The organism is Neobacillus phoenicis, assembly GCF_047302305.1.
Lineage (GTDB): Bacteria > Bacillota > Bacilli > Bacillales > Cytobacillaceae > Neobacillus.
Genome location: NZ_CP154847.1, coordinates 2253890 through 2270418, shown reverse-complemented (window position 1 = coordinate 2270418; position 16529 = coordinate 2253890). Strand labels below are relative to the sequence as shown.

At 39.7% G+C, this 16529-nt stretch carries 22 protein-coding genes; 7 read left to right on the top strand and 15 right to left on the bottom strand.

What is annotated here, in order from left to right:
- Positions 1-149: 149 nt before the first annotated feature.
- The 6 genes from xerD to AA0X95_RS11685 form a co-directional block, all read right to left on the bottom strand.
- Entirely contained in the window at positions 150-1043 is an 894-nt protein-coding gene (gene xerD, locus AA0X95_RS11710) for a site-specific tyrosine recombinase XerD (protein WP_413309036.1), read from the bottom strand.
- A 4-nt stretch (positions 1044-1047) separates the two neighbouring features.
- Positions 1048-1272, bottom strand: a complete 225-nt coding sequence (locus tag AA0X95_RS11705; protein ID WP_308083305.1) for a YqzK family protein — start codon at positions 1270-1272, stop codon at positions 1048-1050.
- Positions 1273-1428: 156 nt separating this feature from the next.
- A complete protein-coding gene (locus tag AA0X95_RS11700; protein ID WP_308083304.1) occupies positions 1429-1890 on the bottom strand; it encodes a Fur family transcriptional regulator in 462 nt (153 codons plus the stop codon).
- 108 nt (positions 1891-1998) lie between these two features.
- On the bottom strand, positions 1999-2646 hold the full coding sequence (spoIIM, locus tag AA0X95_RS11695; protein WP_308083303.1) for a stage II sporulation protein M: 648 nt from the start codon (positions 2644-2646) through the stop codon (positions 1999-2001).
- 124 nt (positions 2647-2770) lie between these two features.
- Positions 2771-3934 (bottom strand): endonuclease Q family protein, encoded by a 1164-nt coding sequence (locus AA0X95_RS11690; RefSeq protein WP_413309033.1) that lies wholly within the window; start codon positions 3932-3934, stop codon positions 2771-2773.
- On the bottom strand, positions 3931-4485 hold the full coding sequence (locus AA0X95_RS11685) for an NUDIX hydrolase (RefSeq protein ID WP_413309031.1): 555 nt from the start codon (positions 4483-4485) through the stop codon (positions 3931-3933). The genes AA0X95_RS11690 and AA0X95_RS11685 overlap by 4 nt, the downstream gene beginning before the upstream one ends.
- A gap of 71 nt (positions 4486-4556) precedes the next feature.
- On the opposite strand from AA0X95_RS11685, the gene mciZ reads away from it, so the two are divergent.
- Together mciZ and AA0X95_RS11675 are read left to right on the top strand one after the other, a co-directional pair.
- Positions 4557-4688, top strand: a complete 132-nt coding sequence (gene mciZ / locus AA0X95_RS11680) for a Z-ring formation inhibitor MciZ (protein WP_335529142.1) — start codon at positions 4557-4559, stop codon at positions 4686-4688.
- Positions 4689-4753: 65 nt separating this feature from the next.
- The gene (locus tag AA0X95_RS11675; protein WP_413309028.1) at positions 4754-5665 is read left to right on the top strand and encodes an aldo/keto reductase; all 912 of its coding nucleotides are present in this window, start codon (positions 4754-4756) and stop codon (positions 5663-5665) included.
- A 677-nt stretch (positions 5666-6342) separates the two neighbouring features.
- Here AA0X95_RS11675 and AA0X95_RS11670 read toward each other — a convergent pair.
- From AA0X95_RS11670 to AA0X95_RS11655, 4 genes are all read right to left on the bottom strand, one after another.
- On the bottom strand, positions 6343-6597 hold the full coding sequence (locus AA0X95_RS11670) for a YqkE family protein (RefSeq protein WP_335529150.1): 255 nt from the start codon (positions 6595-6597) through the stop codon (positions 6343-6345).
- Positions 6598-6701: 104 nt separating this feature from the next.
- Positions 6702-7370: a 3-oxoacid CoA-transferase subunit B gene (locus AA0X95_RS11665; protein WP_413309026.1), complete on the bottom strand. Its 669-nt coding sequence runs from the start codon at positions 7368-7370 to the stop codon at positions 6702-6704.
- A 24-nt stretch (positions 7371-7394) separates the two neighbouring features.
- The gene (locus tag AA0X95_RS11660) at positions 7395-8084 is read right to left on the bottom strand and encodes a CoA transferase subunit A (RefSeq protein ID WP_308083295.1); all 690 of its coding nucleotides are present in this window, start codon (positions 8082-8084) and stop codon (positions 7395-7397) included.
- A 25-nt stretch (positions 8085-8109) separates the two neighbouring features.
- Positions 8110-9297: an acetyl-CoA C-acetyltransferase gene (locus AA0X95_RS11655; protein ID WP_413309024.1), complete on the bottom strand. Its 1188-nt coding sequence runs from the start codon at positions 9295-9297 to the stop codon at positions 8110-8112.
- Between the two features lie 142 nt (positions 9298-9439).
- On the opposite strand from AA0X95_RS11655, the gene AA0X95_RS11650 reads away from it, so the two are divergent.
- The 3 genes from AA0X95_RS11650 to AA0X95_RS11640 all read left to right on the top strand — a co-directional run bounded on the left by AA0X95_RS11650 (position 9440) and on the right by AA0X95_RS11640 (position 11610).
- The gene (locus AA0X95_RS11650) at positions 9440-10345 is read left to right on the top strand and encodes a hydroxymethylglutaryl-CoA lyase (RefSeq protein ID WP_413309021.1); all 906 of its coding nucleotides are present in this window, start codon (positions 9440-9442) and stop codon (positions 10343-10345) included.
- Positions 10346-10430: 85 nt separating this feature from the next.
- Positions 10431-10571, top strand: coding sequence for a hypothetical protein (locus AA0X95_RS11645; RefSeq protein WP_413309019.1), 141 nt, complete (start codon positions 10431-10433; stop codon positions 10569-10571).
- A 124-nt stretch (positions 10572-10695) separates the two neighbouring features.
- Complete coding sequence (locus AA0X95_RS11640; protein ID WP_413309017.1) at positions 10696-11610, top strand: alpha/beta hydrolase; 915 nt, start codon at positions 10696-10698, stop codon at positions 11608-11610.
- Positions 11611-11634: 24 nt separating this feature from the next.
- Here the strand turns inward: AA0X95_RS11640 and AA0X95_RS11635 are convergent, their stop codons facing one another.
- Positions 11635-11970, bottom strand: a complete 336-nt coding sequence (locus tag AA0X95_RS11635; protein ID WP_413309015.1) for an iron-sulfur cluster biosynthesis family protein — start codon at positions 11968-11970, stop codon at positions 11635-11637.
- A 144-nt stretch (positions 11971-12114) separates the two neighbouring features.
- Here AA0X95_RS11635 and AA0X95_RS11630 point away from each other — a divergent pair, with 144 nt between their 5' ends.
- Positions 12115-12321 (top strand): CDGSH iron-sulfur domain-containing protein, encoded by a 207-nt coding sequence (locus tag AA0X95_RS11630; RefSeq protein WP_413309013.1) that lies wholly within the window; start codon positions 12115-12117, stop codon positions 12319-12321.
- A 39-nt stretch (positions 12322-12360) separates the two neighbouring features.
- On the opposite strand, the gene AA0X95_RS11625 is transcribed toward AA0X95_RS11630, so the two are convergent.
- Complete coding sequence (locus AA0X95_RS11625) at positions 12361-12696, bottom strand: YolD-like family protein (protein WP_413309011.1); 336 nt, start codon at positions 12694-12696, stop codon at positions 12361-12363.
- A gap of 17 nt (positions 12697-12713) precedes the next feature.
- Positions 12714-13973 carry a DNA polymerase thumb domain-containing protein gene (locus AA0X95_RS11620; RefSeq protein WP_413309009.1) on the bottom strand — a complete coding sequence of 420 codons (1260 nt, stop codon included), beginning with the start codon at positions 13971-13973 and terminating at the stop codon, positions 12714-12716.
- 158 nt (positions 13974-14131) lie between these two features.
- Between AA0X95_RS11620 and AA0X95_RS11615 the strand changes: the two genes are divergently transcribed.
- Positions 14132-14323 carry a YqzH family protein gene (locus tag AA0X95_RS11615; RefSeq protein WP_413309007.1) on the top strand — a complete coding sequence of 64 codons (192 nt, stop codon included), beginning with the start codon at positions 14132-14134 and terminating at the stop codon, positions 14321-14323.
- A gap of 48 nt (positions 14324-14371) precedes the next feature.
- Here the strand turns inward: AA0X95_RS11615 and AA0X95_RS11610 are convergent, their stop codons facing one another.
- Both AA0X95_RS11610 and AA0X95_RS11605 read right to left on the bottom strand, forming a co-directional pair.
- A complete protein-coding gene (locus AA0X95_RS11610) occupies positions 14372-15169 on the bottom strand; it encodes an SDR family NAD(P)-dependent oxidoreductase (protein ID WP_413309005.1) in 798 nt (265 codons plus the stop codon).
- A gap of 37 nt (positions 15170-15206) precedes the next feature.
- Positions 15207-16166 carry an MBL fold metallo-hydrolase gene (locus AA0X95_RS11605; protein ID WP_413309003.1) on the bottom strand — a complete coding sequence of 320 codons (960 nt, stop codon included), beginning with the start codon at positions 16164-16166 and terminating at the stop codon, positions 15207-15209.
- Positions 16167-16529 lie beyond the last annotated feature (363 nt).

Here is a 16529-nt window from a genome sequence, read left to right as displayed (position 1 = left end):
CCCTCTTTAAATTAGGATTATGAGACCTAATCTATTCGTCAGAAGTCTGACATCTCTATTTTACTAGATGTTTAGGAAATTACAAGAAAAAGCTGCCGAAAATTTCGGCAGCTTTTTGACACTTTTGTGACTTACATACTATTAATCTTTTAAGCCCTAGGATGAAATTTACTATATACATCTTTCAGTCTTGTTTTTGTTACATGGGTATAAATTTGGGTCGTGGAAATATCTGCATGCCCCAACATTTCTTGGACTGCTCTTAAATCTGCGCCATTTTCCAAGAGATGGGTAGCAAAAGAATGTCTGAGTGTGTGTGGAGTCAGTTCCTTTTCTATGCCTGCCTCTTTTGTTAACTTTTTTAATATTTTCCAAAAACCTTGTCTCGTTAACCGATTTCCCTGATGATTTAAAAACAAAGCCTGCTCCCGGTGTTTTTTTGAAACAAACTGTGGTCTACCCCTATCTAAATAAAGCTTAATGGCATCAGAAGCTGTACTCCCAATAGGTATAATACGTTCCTTATTTCCTTTGCCAATACAACGAACAAATCCCATTGTTAAGTGGACATTTTCAATATCTAAATTAATTAACTCACTAACACGAATCCCCGTTGCATATAAAAGCTCAAGCATCGCTTTATCTCTGATTCCATAGTGGTCTTTCTGCTTTGGTGTTTCTAGAAGAACTTCTACTTCCTGCAAACTCAATACCTTTGGCAAAGATTTCTCCAACCTGGGTGTTTCGATTAATACAGATGGATCCTGATCTGTTGCCTTATCACGTAATAAAAATTGATGAAAAGCTCGGACTGAGGCAATATGCCTTGCCAAAGTCTTAGAGGATTTCCCTTGTTCCTTTAAAAATCCTAAAAAATGTACTATATGAATACGTTGTACATCATTTAATGTTAGGACGGATTCAACATTTTTTATATAATGAAGGTAGCTTTTTAAATCCCGCTCATAAGACACAATCGTATTCTTAGCCAGCCCTTTTTCCACTATTAAAAAGTGCATAAAATCCTTTAATTGATCTTCCATCACATTACTCCCCATTTAAATAAAACAACATCAGCCGATCTAACAAGGAAGAACTTTCTTCTTCTACTGCATTCGACACTTTCAGTGCAGATCCTTCCGGTTCATCATAGCGATGATAATTTTGATATTCTTCAGATACCCACATGATACCATAATAAAAGAGAATCGTGCACCCAGTGAAAAGGATAAAAACCTTTATTGTTTGTAGTGCTACTTTAATAAAAGACATCTAACTTCCCCCAATTAATGATTACTAGTAAAAGCTATGCCAGAATGTACAAGTTTTATACCTGTTCTCTATTAATAGGGGGAAATATTTCATCTTTTCTTTTTAGTCCTCTATAAAAAGAAAAAGCCCATTTCAGTAAAAAAGGACTTTTTTATGTTATTCAGTTTTCTCTTCTTTTTCTTTATCCTGGCATCGATAACAGATTCCATGGAAGGTCAGTCGATGGTCTTTAATTTTAAAATTCCATCTGCGTTCTACAACCTCTTCCACATCTTCTAATAGATCTTCTTGAATTTCATCAACAGCTCCACATTCAATACAAACAAGATGATGGTGAAAATGTGCCGCACCTTCCTGACGAAGATCATAGCGGGAAACACCGTCACCAAAATTAATTTTATCAACAATTTTTAGTTCAGTTAGCAATTCGAGTGTTCGATAAACAGTTGCTAAACCAATTTCAGGCGATTTTTCTTTTACGAGGAGGTACACATCTTCTGCACTTAAATGATCCTCTTCATTTTCTAGCAAAACTCGAACGGTTGACTCACGCTGAGGTGTTAATTTATAACTCGCTGAATGCAACTGTTTCTTTATTCTCTCAATTCTAGTTTCCATCCTGAAGGTCCTCCCTCGCCACTGTTAATTCTCATTATAACAGATGAGAAAAGAGAGTCAAAATAAAATTATTATAAACAACAATTTATAATAATTATTAAATAATTATCACTTTAAAATACCAGAACTAACCACAGTTTTCATTAGCCAGGGAGATAAAAAGGCTTCAATTCCTGAGGCAGCGGAAATAAAGATGACTGCTGCAATCAAGGCTATAATGTATCTTTTAAAAAACGGCATGATCGGCTGGGCATATTTTTTCATAAATTGTTTTTTTATCATTCTAAGTGAGAAAATCACGGATAAAGCGGCCATCATGATAAACACTGGAATGATAATCAAATTCTGCGGCAGGATTGAAACAAAGGCTAACATAAACCCATTCCACCCCATTTGACTAACTAGAAAACCAACCGTAAATCCAACAACCATCCCCTTAATAAATAAGAGAATGAGAATAACCGGTAGTCCAATAATTGATATTCCTAATATCCACATAAGCCCAATAAACTTACTGTTATGAAAGAAGCTCTGTAAAAATAAATCATTGTCTTCAGATACTTTTCCATCAGAGACTTGTCCAAAAAATTGTGATAAATAATAGAATAAATCTTCCTTTTGTGTAATACTCATGCTATTTACAACAATAGCTCCAAAGATAACTCCCATTAGAAACAAAATGACAATAAATAAAAAGATTGAGGAGTGCTCACGGAAATAACTAGCGGCATCGGACTGGTACAATCGTTTTTTCATCTGCGTTCCTCCTACTTTACTTGAATCGATTAATACATTCTATGCCAGTCTAGTATTTCTATGACCAAATTTAATAGATTTAATGTAAAAACCCGACAGCCACTGGCTGACGGGTTTCACCGTGTTAATCTGCAATTTTACCGTATTTTCCTCCTCCGCCGGCAGCTAGGTTTATTTTTCCTTCTCTAGCTTTCATTATCAGCTCAGCGATTTTTGGCGTGACAATCTCTTTTAGAGCCACGAAAGGAACTTCATGTAAAATCGCCATTTCACTCCCAAAATGATTCACTAGCTTCTCGAGTAACCGGGGCCCGAGACCAGGAATAAATTCGAGCGGTACTTGATGTACATATGGAGGCCGCCACACTGGACTTGCATCTGCAGTTTTAAGTTCAAGAATTCGATCAGCAACTCCTTTGATAAACTTATTACTTCCACATTGTGAACAAAGTTGTTCGTCACTTTTGGCAGAATTGAGACATTCTACGCAAACTGTTTTATGATATTTACCAAGTAATGGATCAAGGCCGTAGTTGGCAACAATTTTCCGACCGTCGATTCCTTTTAATGCTTTGTGCAACTCTTTGAAAGTGGGCTCCTCCATTGCGATTACTTGATATTCACGTGCTATTTTGGAAAGCGAGTGGGCATCAGAATTGGTTACAAAGGTATAATGGTGTAATTCCTTTAATTGATCCGCCATGCTCGTATCTGAGCTTAATCCCAGTTCTATTCCATCGATCAACTCGGAATCTAACACCTCTGTTAATGATTGGGTCACTCCTTTACCATATAGACTTTTGAATGGCGTAAAAACATGAGCAGGAATAAAAATTCCACCTAACTCTTTTACCTTCTTTTGCAAAACAAGACCTGATACATATATTCGTTGGGAACTTAACTGAATATTTTTCAAGTGACCAGATAGCCATGAAGAGAACTCCCTCATGACAGAAAGGTTTGGAAAATAACAAAGCAAGTGAATGGGGCCCTTACATTGTTCATCATAAATCTCCAATTCTGAACCAGGAATAACAGTTAAATCCCCAAATACTAAGCCGCCATCCGGATGTTCAACCACATCTCCACTTTGTATAAGACTTTCCATTTCAAGAATTACTTCGGGTGAATGACTATCAATAATTCCAATCATATTCAGCCCTTTTTCATGTCTAGCATGTTCAATGATATTCGTAAACGTAAGCGATTTAGCACCTGTAATTTTAACAGGCTTCCCCGTCCACGTTCGCCCGATATGAATATGTAGATCTACATAGTAGCAGTTCATTTATTTTTCAACGCCTCTTGTAATTGTAAATATTGGACAGCAAAAATCGTTTTTGCATCATAAATCTTTTGCTCTTGCACATATTGTTGCGCTTCTTCAAGTGTCAATTCTTCTAAATTAACAAACTCATCTTCGTCAAGGGCAGCTGAATTTTCCTTTTTGGTTAGACCTGTTGCAAGATATACATGAACAATTTCGTCCGCAAATCCTGGCGAAGTATAAAAGGAAGTAAGTAACTCCAGGCTTTCACACTCATACCCTGTTTCTTCTTCTAATTCTCTACGAGCACAAATAGGGGGTTCTTCTCCTTTTTCGAGCTTTCCTGCCGGAATTTCCACAATGGTTCTTTCTAATGCTTTCCGGTATTGCTCAACCATGACTACTTTCTTGTCATCCGTTATTGCTAGTATTGCCACCGCTCCTGGATGTTTTATAATTTCTCTTTTGCTCTGCTTACCGTTCGGAAGCTCCACATCCTGCAAATGAAGACTGATGACTTTTCCTGAAAAGATTTCTTCGCTATGGAGAGTTTTTTCTTCGAGATTACTCATAAAGGCCACTCCTGTTCTATTCCTATATTCTGCTCATACATTTTACCATACTTTAATTGGGGGAGTATGGGATGAAAGTGTATGTGCATGAAAAGGGGATCATTCTTGTTGGAAAAGGCTGGGAGATTGTACAAAAGCTAAAGGAGTATAACAAGGAATACATCACTGTATCTGACTGGGTTAAAAATGTTCCTCAAAAATAATACCTGCCGTTTGTAGTCTGTCCTTTTCTTTACTAAAATGATAGAAAAGGACGGGGTGATTTTTTTTGAAAAAAAGGCAGTTAGGAAAATCTGATTTATTTGTAACTGAACTAGGTCTTGGCTGTATGTCCATTGGAATGGAGGAGAAGATTGCACGACCTATTATTGAAGCGGCACTTGAAGAAGGCATTAATTATTTTGATACTGCTGACTTATATGATTTTGGTAGTAATGAACAAATAGTAGGCAAGGCTTTAAAAGATGTCCGCGAACAAGTTATTATTGCGACGAAGGTTGGTAACCGCTGGCACAAGGAGCGAACTGGCTGGTCATGGGACCCTTCTAAGACGTATATAAAGGAAGAAGTTAAAAACAGTCTAAAGCGTTTAGGTACAGATTATATTGATCTCTATCAATTGCATGGCGGTACCCTTGATGACCCGATTGATGAAACCATTGAAGCATTTGAGGAATTAAAAGCAGAAGGCTTCATTCGATATTATGGCATATCATCCATTCGACCGAATGTCATACGGGAATACGTAAAAAAGTCTAGTATCGTGTCTGTAATGATGCAATACAGCATACTTGACCGCAGACCGGAAGAAACAGTATTACCTCTTCTTCATGAGAATGGAATTAGCGTCGTCACTCGCGGACCTCTTGCAAAGGGACTGTTAAGCGATAAGCTACTTGATAAAGCTTCTGAAAAAGGGTACTTAGACTATTCTTTGGAAGAACTACAGGACATTTTACCTTTATTGAAGGAAAAGGTGGCTTCATCCCGTTCATTTACGGAGGTTGCCCTTCAGTATAATCTAGCTAACCCGGCAGTTGCCTCTGTTGTGGCTGGTGCCAGCAGCCCCGGTCAGATTAAGAGAAATGCAAATGCAGTTAGAAGTCAAGCGTTGACAAATGAAGAAATAAGGATGATTAGAGAACTAACAAAAGCTAGTATTTATAATGAACACCGTTAAAAGGCAGCATGTCAAAAAAGTGAATTTTTCTCAGATATTTATATAATGTTTCTCCCTGCTAACTGGCCTGTTGATTTCCGCTCCGGGTACTCGCTTTCCGCGGGGAGGTCCTGGAGCCTCCTCGGCGCTTTGGCGCCTGCGGGGTCTCCAGTGACCTCTTCATCCCGCAGGAGTCGAGTACCCTCCGCTCCAATCAACAGGGAGGCAATCCAACCTAAAGTTCAGCAACACACCTTTTCTTGTGCTCCTTTAGTCTTTCTGAACATACCCCAAAAGGTACCTTGTAAACATCAAATAAAAAAGAATGGGTACCAGTTGGGGCCATTATTCTCACTATAATAAGGACGAACTTTTTCAAGAAACGAGAAATCAATCTATTTGTTATTTGTTATTTGTTATTTGTTAATCTAACAAAAAAGGTAGTCATCTGGAACTAATTCATTAATAGAAAAAATTTTATATTCATTTTGGCTACACTTTTTTGGCTTAAACATTGAATTTACCTTATTTATATCATTTAATGTAAGTTGAAGTCTTTATTTGATACACCTGTTAAAAAAGCATATTCTATTTACCCAACTAATTAACGCATTTGATTACTAAAGCGAATAAATAAAATAAAAGGCTATCGATAGTTTTTCGACAGCCTGAAAAAGGGAGAGCATGCGCTCTCCCTTTTATTTAAACTCTTTCCAATTCATCCCGCTCTCATTTAAAAGTTCTTCGAACGATTTGTTTTTTTCCTTTAATCTTCGCTCTTCCCGTTTCCGCTGTTCTTCTGCTTCTTTTCTTTTTTCTTCCTCTGCCTTTAACTGATCCTGCTGTTCTTTTAGTTGCTTTATTAAATTGGGATTGATTAGATCTTTTAATGTTACGGCTGAATCATCTTTTTTTGGAGCTGCTTGTCTTGTTTGCTTTGATTTCTTTTTCATTCTAACTTCCCCTTAATTAAGATTTAATTTAGTAATAGTATATCATCACTTTTTAAATCCCTACAAAAAAGCAGGCTGTCCGTTTGAACAACCTGCTTTCACAATTAATAAGCTTCTAGTTTCACATTTTCATCCACATGTAAGGTGGCTTCTGTTGAATTAACAACATCCTCAACAGTAAAACCTTCGGCAACCTCTACGAGCCTTAATCCGTAGTCTGTTACATCCATGACTGCGCGCTCAGTAATTATCCGGTTGACTACCCCTTTTCCCGTTAACGGAAGAGTGCACTGTTTTAAAATTTTGGATTCACCTTTTTTATTTACATGCTCCATAATGACGATAATCTTTCGAGCCCCATGAACAAGGTCCATGGCTCCACCCATACCTTTAATCATCTTTCCAGGTATCATCCAGTTTGCAAGGTCCCCAGTTTCAGATACTTCCATACCACCAAGAATCGCTATATCGACATGACCACCACGGATCATTGCAAATGATTCAGCACTGTCAAAATAAGCTGAACCAGCAATTGCCGTTACCGTTTCCTTGCCTGCATTAATTAAATCAGGATCTACCTCGTCCTTATGTGGATATGGACCGATACCAAGAAGTCCATTTTCTGATTGCAGGACAACCTGTTTATCCGCTGACATATAATTGGCTACAAGGGTAGGCATTCCAATTCCTAGGTTTACATAAAAGCCATTTTCTATTTCTTTCTCTGCCCTAATCGCAATTCTCTCTCTGACAGAGACTTTTTCATTTGCCATTCAAGTTCTCTCCCTTCACCGACTCTAGTTCCTAACGGTTAGTCTCTCTATTCGCTTTTCTTGAGTTCCTTCAATAATTGTTTGAACATAAATACTTGGGGTATGAATGAAGTTAGCATCCAATTCACCAATCTCATAAAGGGTTTCCACTTCTGCGATCGTCACTTTACCTGCTGCTGCGATCATCGGATTAAAGTTTCGTGCTGTCTTGTGGTAAACAAGATTCCCCATTTTGTCCCCTTTCCATGCCCTGACTAAGCTAAAATCCGCAGTCAGTGCTTCTTCTAATAGGTACTCTCTTCCGTTAAAAACCTTTGTTTCTTTCCCATCAGCTATCGGTGTTCCTACCCCGGCAGGAGTATAGAATGCTGGGATACCAGCACCACCCGCACGAATTTTTTCAGCTAAGGTTCCCTGTGGTGTTAGTTCTACCTCAAGTTCACCTGTTAACACTTGTCTCTCAAACTCTTTATTTTCTCCCACATAGGAGCCAATCATTTTTTTGATTTGTCTATTATTTAAAAGAAGTCCCAAGCCCCACTCATCAATCCCACAGTTGTTAGAAATGACCGTTAAATCCTTCACACCTTTTTCAGCTAAGGCCAAAATGAGATTTTCCGGAATACCACACAGGCCAAATCCTCCAACCATTAACGTAGCTCCATCATGAATATCGGCAACCGCATCCTGGAAGGATGTACAAATTTTCTTCATTTTTGCTCTCTCTCCCTCAAATGTTTTACGCTAACTCTACAATTGTTGCTACCCCTTGACCCCCACCAATACAAAGTGTAGCTAATCCATTTTTCGCATTTCTTCTTTTCATCTCATGAATTAAGGTGACGAGAATTCTTGCACCGCTTGCCCCAATTGGGTGTCCAAGTGCAATAGCCCCGCCGTTCACGTTTAAAATTTCTTTATTAAAATGAAGCTCCCTGTCTACAGCCAGTGATTGGGCTGCAAAAGCTTCGTTTGCCTCAATTAGGTTCAAATCCTCCATTGAAACGGAAGCTTTTTCAAGCGCCTTTCTCACCGCTGTTACTGGTCCAATTCCCATAATACTTGGATCTACCCCTGCACTTGCATTGGCTTTTATTGTTACTAAAGGTTTAAGCCCTAGCTCATCTGCCTTTTCCTTACTCATTACAACAACAGCCGCTGCTCCGTCATTGATTCCAGAAGCATTCCCTGCCGTTACACTGCCGTCCTTTTTAAAAGCAGGACGTAATCCCGCCAACTTCTCTGCAGTGGTTCCTTTTTTTGGGTATTCATCTGTGTCAAAAACAATAGGTTCCCCTTTGCGTTGCGGAATGACAATCTTTACGATTTCATCTTTAAATCTGCCTGCTTCAATGGCCTCCACTGCCTTCGCCTGACTCCACGCAGAAAATTCATCCTGCTCTTCTCTTGTAATGGAATATTTACTCGCTAAATTCTCAGCTGTTATCCCCATGTGATAATCATTAAACACACATGTAAGACCATCGGAGGTCAAGGTGTCGACTAGCTTTTGATCACCCATTTTAAAGCCATCGCGGGCATTTTTTAATAGGAATGGTGCCTGGCTCATATTTTCCATTCCACCTGCAACCACAATGTCAGCGTCTCCTGCCAAAATTGCCTGAGTTGCTAAGTGAACTGCCTTTAAGCCAGAACCACAAACCTTATTAATCGTCATCGAGGAAACGCTTTCAGGAATTCCCGCTTGAATAGCTGCCTGTCTTGCTGGGTTTTGCCCTAGCCCTGCTTGAAGGACATTTCCCATAATCACTTCATCCACTAGTTCAGGCTTTACTCCTGCTGCTTCAAGCGCCCCTTTAATAACTGTTGCGCCAAGTTCAGGTGCGGATACATTTTTTAAACTACCATTAAAATTTCCTAATGCGGTACGTACAGCACTGACAATTACTATTTCTGTTTGGCTCATTTCCGTTCTCCCCTCTACCTCTTTTCATTTACTATTTCTAGTTAAATACAGAAATTCCTCTTATTTTGTCAAAATTTCTATTATTCTTGATTTTTTGATTTTACCACCTCTACAATGAAAGTATGAATTGTTTGGAGGGAAAATGATGCTAAGTTTACCTAAAAAAGTGACGATTATCGAGGTTGGTCCTCGAGATGGACTGCAGAATGAGAAGTTATTTGTACCAACTGATATCAAAAAACAATTTATTTCTGGGCTGAGGAATGCTGGACTTGAGGAAATGGAGCTGACCTCGTTTGTGTCTCCAAAATGGGTGCCTCAAATGGGAGACGCCCCAGAAATTGTTGCAGATTGCCTTGATGGAAACGCGAGAAACTTTGTCCTTGCTCCAAACCGTAAAGGAATTGATCGGGTGTATTCTACTGATTGCAAAGCGGTAGCCGTATTTGTTGGTGTTAGCAACAGTTTTAATCTAAAAAATATCAACAAAACTACGCAGGATAGTATGGCAGAACTAAAACCAATCATCCGGGAGCTAAAAGAAAAAAACTATTTTGTCCGCGCTTGTATTTCGACCGCCTTCTATTGTCCGTATGAAGGGAAAATGAATGAAAATGATACAATTAAGCTATGTTCTGAATTTGTAGAGGCAGGAGTAGATGAATTAAGTGTGGCCGATACCATCGGCATGGCCGCACCGAATGAAGCGTATTCCTTGTTTTCACAGTTAAAAAATGCGTTTTCTGAAACCATACTAACTGCCCATTTTCATGACACACGGAAGCTGGCACTTGCGAACATTCTCGCTTCTCTTCAGGCAGGAATTGATCGGTTTGATACGTCCGCTGGCGGTCTTGGCGGCTGCCCTTTTGCTCCTGGTGCTGCAGGTAATGCCGCGACGGAGGATGTAGTGTATATGCTTGAACGGATGGGAATTGACACAGGTGTAAGCCTGGATAAACTCCTTGATGCTATTGAAATCGTACGTCCACATCTTTCAAGACCCATCGAAAGCAGTTATTATCGCCTTCATGCTCAAACTGTCTAGAAGCTAATCTCTTTTTTCGTGAATAATCGGTCTTCTGGTAATCCATCTTAATTATTGAGACCACCATGAAGGGAGACTAGATTTTATGAGCCAAAAACGAGATAAAGGTAACAGTCAAAGCGGTAAAAATTATGCCGATTCAGCTGGTGGCGGCAAACGGATGATTGCTGCCGAGGAACTCGAAAAAGCACTACATCCAACAAAAAGGCAAAATGCAGAGCAATAGTGATAAGCAAAGCCGCTTATTGGTGTGAGCGGCTTTTTTTATGCTAAAATTAAAACTGTTAATTTATGGGCACTACAAACGTGACCTTCATAGTTTATAGTAATGACTTCGGGGGGTGCCAATTGTGAGGAAGGCATTTCGGACCTTGTTTATTGTGTTATTTTTCTGGTTATCTCTTGCTCTATACTTTACCAACCGTCTGATGTATATGAAAAAAAAGGATGAAGAATTAATCTTAAGGCGCGAAAAGGAAGCTGGCCGATATAAGCCTGATGAATTCGAATCTTTGCCAAAACAGGACGTTGATATTCCTTCACCATTTGGTTACATGATTAAAGGACTTCTTATTGAACCACACAAGACGAACCGATATATCATTATTTCTCATGGCGTAACGGAAACGAAAATTAATTCGATTAAATATGCGAACCTCTTTCTAGAGAGAGGGTTTAATGCCTTCATTTACGACCATCGCCGTCACGGAGAATCCGGTGGAAAAACAACCAGCTTTGGTCACTATGAAAAATTTGACCTAAAAACGGTTGTAGATTGGCTAAAAAAAGAAAAAGGACCGAACCTTGAGCTTGGCATTCACGGGGAATCCATGGGAGCCGCTACCATGCTGTTGTACGCGGGGCTCCTTGAGGATGGGGCTGACTTTTACATTGCAGATTGCCCATTTTCTGATTTTAAGGAGCAGCTTGCCTATCTCATAAAAAAAGACTTTAAGCTACTACCCGGACTGTTACTTCCGATTGGTGATATTCTATTGCGTTTTCGAGACAAGTATTCCATTCGACACGTATCGCCCATTTCGGTTATTGAAAATATTAAACACCCCGTTCTGTTCATTCACAGTCAAAAGGACGATTTTATTCTCCCTACCATGTCAAAGGACTTATTTGAGCAAAAAAAGGGCCCTAAAATGTTATACCTGGCTGAAAATGGACGGCATGCACAGTCCTTTAACGAAAACCGTGCCGATTATGAGCGAGTTATCGATGAATTCTTGGAGACATATGTTCATCCCTCCATTTAAAAAAACAGACTGTCCACTTGGGGATCAGTCTGTTTTTTCTTTAATCATTAGACTCATACGTCCATTTAAGATTTGCTGTGGACTTTTTAGTTGAAAACAATTAGCGGTTTGAGAAAAGTCAATTTTCATATCATCGTCTAAAAAAACAGTTTTCGCTTTTTCTACATATACCGGTCGATCATTTGTTTCGATAGCCAAGTCGTCATCTTGATCTATTGCCGGTACAAACCACAGGGCGATTACCCCATTTACCGCGCACCCGCAGCCATCTGTATCGTATTTTAATTTTAAAAACCCTTTGCGGTCCGCTGTTCTTTCATTTATTTTCTCTATTGCTGCCGCTGTTATATCGATTTGCATGATTAATTCCCCTTTTTTAAGCATATCGTGATTGTAGCATAGGTTGTAAGGGATTCTTATTATTTTTGCTCATCTTTTGTTGCATTTTCCTTATATTCCAGTTATTCTCAAGATTAATACGAAATTCCAAAAGGGGTGTTTGCTATGTCAAAAGTACAAATCAAAGTAAATGATAACGGTTCATTACGAATTACAGGTGATGTAGAATTGCTTGATGGCGAAGGTAATGTATATCCATCAAAACCAGCCTTTTCCCTCTGCCGCTGTGGATTATCAAACAACAAGCCATACTGTGACGGCTCACATAAAGGGAAATTTGACTCTCAAGTTCGTGTTCCTAAAGAGGATTAGGATAATGGGCGGCCTTCAACAGGGGCCGCTTTTTGTTTTTCACAAATCGGTCAGTCTGATATCGGCAATATCCATAATGGGAATGCGATGTATCTCTTCAAAGCGGTCAACGATATGAAGTCTTTGCAGCAGTTCATCCCAGTAATGGATTTTTCCAATGACAATTTCATAGTTTCGATTCCGATAGTGAGTAACGGTAACGAACTGGTCGAACTCGATTGCTTCCGAAAGAGTCTCATTCATGAGCTCCAGTTGCTGTTCATCCATTTCCCGTTTTTGTTCAAATCCATCTTCCTTCACCCAATCCCTAAGCAATTTCACATGCTCGGGAAGCATCATCGACGTCCACTTGATCCTCCCACGGTCGCGAATCATACGCTCTCCTTCTTTCGTTACATTTTATGTCCCCCAACCAATGTGGCACGATGCTTGGCTGTTCCTGCAGCTGTATAAGAAACTGCGCGCAACAGAGATCCTGCACCGAAGCGTCTCCGGACAGCATCCACCACATAGCCAAGCTCTCGTCTCTTATAGGCACCCCTGTCAAAAAGATCGAGTTGCAGCTCACGGTCATCAACAATGTTGCCGATAGAAATAGAAATTTGCCGTACTGTCTTTCCCGTATAGTACTCATGAAATAATTCCAGACAGACACGGTAAAGCTCCATCGTTACATTTGTGGGCTGATGAATGGTTCTTGAACGATGAAAACCGCCGCCAAATTCATCTTGACTGTATCCTACTCCAAGACTAATCGTTCTCCCTGCCTTTCGATGTGTTCTTGCTCTTCGTGCCACCTCTTCACAGATTTCTAACATGACAGCCTTAATCTCCTCTTCCTCTTTATAATCTCTTAAGAGAATTTGGCTTTTTCCGAAGCTGATTTGCCCTTGGATAATGGTTGCTCCTAAATCAGAGAGATCCACTCCCCAGGCATGATAATATAACTGATTTCCCATAATTCCGAATTTCTTTTCCAGCGTTTCCAAATCATAGCGGGCCAGCTGCCCGACAGTAAAAATCCCCATACTATTTAATGTTTTTTCCACACGTCTGCCAATACCCCACATTTCTCTAAGCGGTGATACCTTCCAAAGCTTTGTTTGGACGTCCTCGTATGTCCACTCTGCCACGCCTTTTTTCTTTGCATCAAGATCAAGACAAAGCTTTGCCATTAACATATTGGGACCAATCCCCACTGCACAGGGCAGCTGAAATTCCCGCTCAATATCATCCTTTATTTTCTGAGCAATGGTATGGGCATCTCCCCATAAATGATCAGCCCCATCGACTTTAATGAAACTTTCATCGACACTATACGTATGGATGGCCTCTTTTGGTACATACCGGTTAAACACGCGCGAAATTTCCGTAGAAATACGTAAATAGGTTGCCATTTTCGGCTCAACAATTTGGATTCTTGGATCATTTGGAATCTCAAACATTCGCGATCCCGTTTTAATCCCGAATTCTTTTTTCAATCGCGGCGAAGCAGCAAGTACTATACTCCCTTGACGTTCTTTGTTACCGCAAACAGCTAAATAGCAATTCAAAGGGTCGAGGCCAAGCATGACAGCTGAGCAGCTTGCATAAAAGCTTTTCATGTCCACACATAAAATTTTATTTTGCGGAAGCGTACTGTAATCGACCATGGAGTTTCCCTCACACTTTATTATTCGAACATCTGTTCTTAATTATTATATTCCTAATCATAAGCGAATATGCGTTCGTATTCAATGGGAATTTTTTGACAAGTTTTCGTATAGAGATTAGCTAAAAAACCGTTATAATAGGAGTGAGGTGTATTTTTGTGGAGAAAAAGCTGATTAAGAAAATGATTTTAAACTGTCTGAAACAGTATTATTCAACTGAATCCATGCCCATTGGGGAAAAAGATTTGGAGAATCTGCTCAATAAAATTTTGCTAGTAAAAGAAGAAGAACCAAAAGCAGATTTACATGAAATCATAAATGACACCGTTTATGATTTCTTAGCTGGATGAAATCTAGGCAAAATAAAAAGCCTCAAAATAGAGGCCGATTAATTAAAACTATTTTGAATTAAACGCCCGCTTGCCAAGGCGCTCAAACAACCGTGGAAAAAGAACATAAACCACGCTTCCCATGTTCATCCAGCGCGGCAAATTGATTTCTCTTGTTTTCGTCAGCATGCTGTCAACCACCTTACTTGCAACATATTCAGGCTGAAGCATGTATCGCTGCACATTTTTTACGTATGTCCCTTGTTCATCTGCAATGTCAAAAAAATTAGTAGCGATTGGTCCTGGATTAACGGCTGTTACGAGCACATTGTAATCCGCAAGTTCCATTCTTAGTGCATTCGTATAGCCAAGAACGGCATGTTTAGTAGCTGAGTATACACTTGATTTTGGTGTAGCAATCTTCCCTGCCTGCGAGGCAATATTGATGATATGACCAGAACGTCTCTCCCGCATTTTCGGCAGCACCATGTTCGTACACGCCATCAGCCCCACTACATTCACATCGAACATACCCTTGATTTCATCCATTGTTGCTTTATGCGCTTCACGAAAAATGCCGAAGCCTGCATTATTGACAAGGATATCAACCTGACCAATCGTTTCAAAAATCTGCTTAAATACCTTCTCTACCTGTACCGTGTCAGATACATCAAGCTGAAAAACATTCACGTTAACTTGATGGGTTTCCTTCAGTTCAACTTTAAACTTCTCAAGCTTATCTATACTTCTTGCCAGTAATACAAGGTTAGCACCACTTGCTGCACAAAGCCTAGCGATTTCTGCACCGATTCCTCCCGATGCACCGGTAATCACAATATTTTTTTCTTTTAGTAGTTCCCTTCCCACATGAACACCTCTACTCGCTACTCCCGTTACTCGATCTTCAGATCGCCTTGTAGAGAACGGGCTGTTTTTCGTTACTACTAATTTCGCCGATAGAGGCTAAATAGTCAAGTTGAGCGACCGTTTCTGATATGGTTAGCATGAGTTCACGCTGATAGACAGTCGGAAAAAGGCGTTGACAAATTTCAAATACAGAGAGTTCCTCTTCTTGCAGCCAGTTTTTAACAGTCATCGCCCGCTCATGCTGCCTTGTGAGTCGTTTTTCAATAAGCGCTTCTAATTCATACACTTCTTCACCGTGCCCGGTGTACACACACTGAATAGGATACGCCAACAAGTTTTTCATCGAATCGTTATGCTGAAGCTGCGGCTTTGGTCTTTCTGTTTCACCAGGTGCAGGCGGCTCAAGCAATGGATTTGGTGAAATATGAGCCAAAATTAAATCACCACCAATTAATACTCCATCCTTTTCTCGGAAGAGAGCAATTTGACTTTGAGCATGACCAGGCGTTTCAATGACCTCCCACTCACTAAGCCCTAATGGCCTCATCCCCTCAGAAAGATGTCCCGTTAGGGAACGATTACAAGAATACTTCAGCGTTTTTCTAAGCTTAGAAAGGAACGGAAAATACTCCTCAGGAAGCCCAAATTCTTTAAAATATAAGCGAAAGAAAGTCTCTTGTTCTTGAAAAAAGGCTTCTGTCGGGTTGATCCACCGTTCATTCAACAGATGACCATAAACCTCTACAGAAGCAGGGAAAAAGTCTAGTCCTCCTGCATGGTCGGGGTGATGATGCGTTAAGATCACTTGTTCAATATCATCCGGATGTATATGTAATTCTGCCAACTGTTCTTTTAATGAATTCCAAGATTCCTCTGTTTTCACTCCCACGTCAACGAGTGTTAACCTCTCTCCTTTAATCAAAAAAACATTCACATCTCCAACAGGAAATGGTGTTGGTAAGGTAATTTTAGCAATTCCATTTTTCCATTCTGTCATAATGAAAACCCCTTAATATTATTGTTAAATAAGGCTGTGTTAAAGAACATTGTTGATTTTATACCCTGTTGATTGGAGCGGAAGGCGCGAAGACTCCTGTGGGAGTACGGTTCAGGAGAGACCCCGCAGGCGCAAGCGCCGAGGAGGCTCGCCGAAACGCCCACGGAAAGCGAAGCGCCTGGAGCGGAAATCAACAGACAAGTTTAACAGAGCATTAAATAAAGAAATGAAAATAGAAAGATATGAACAGTATTGTCATTAAATGTATAAAATAAAGTGTAACGATTTATTCCCTAATTGTCATTATTTCTGCATAATTTTTTAGAAAAAATAAAAAATTCTTACAACATTTCACTTGACAGA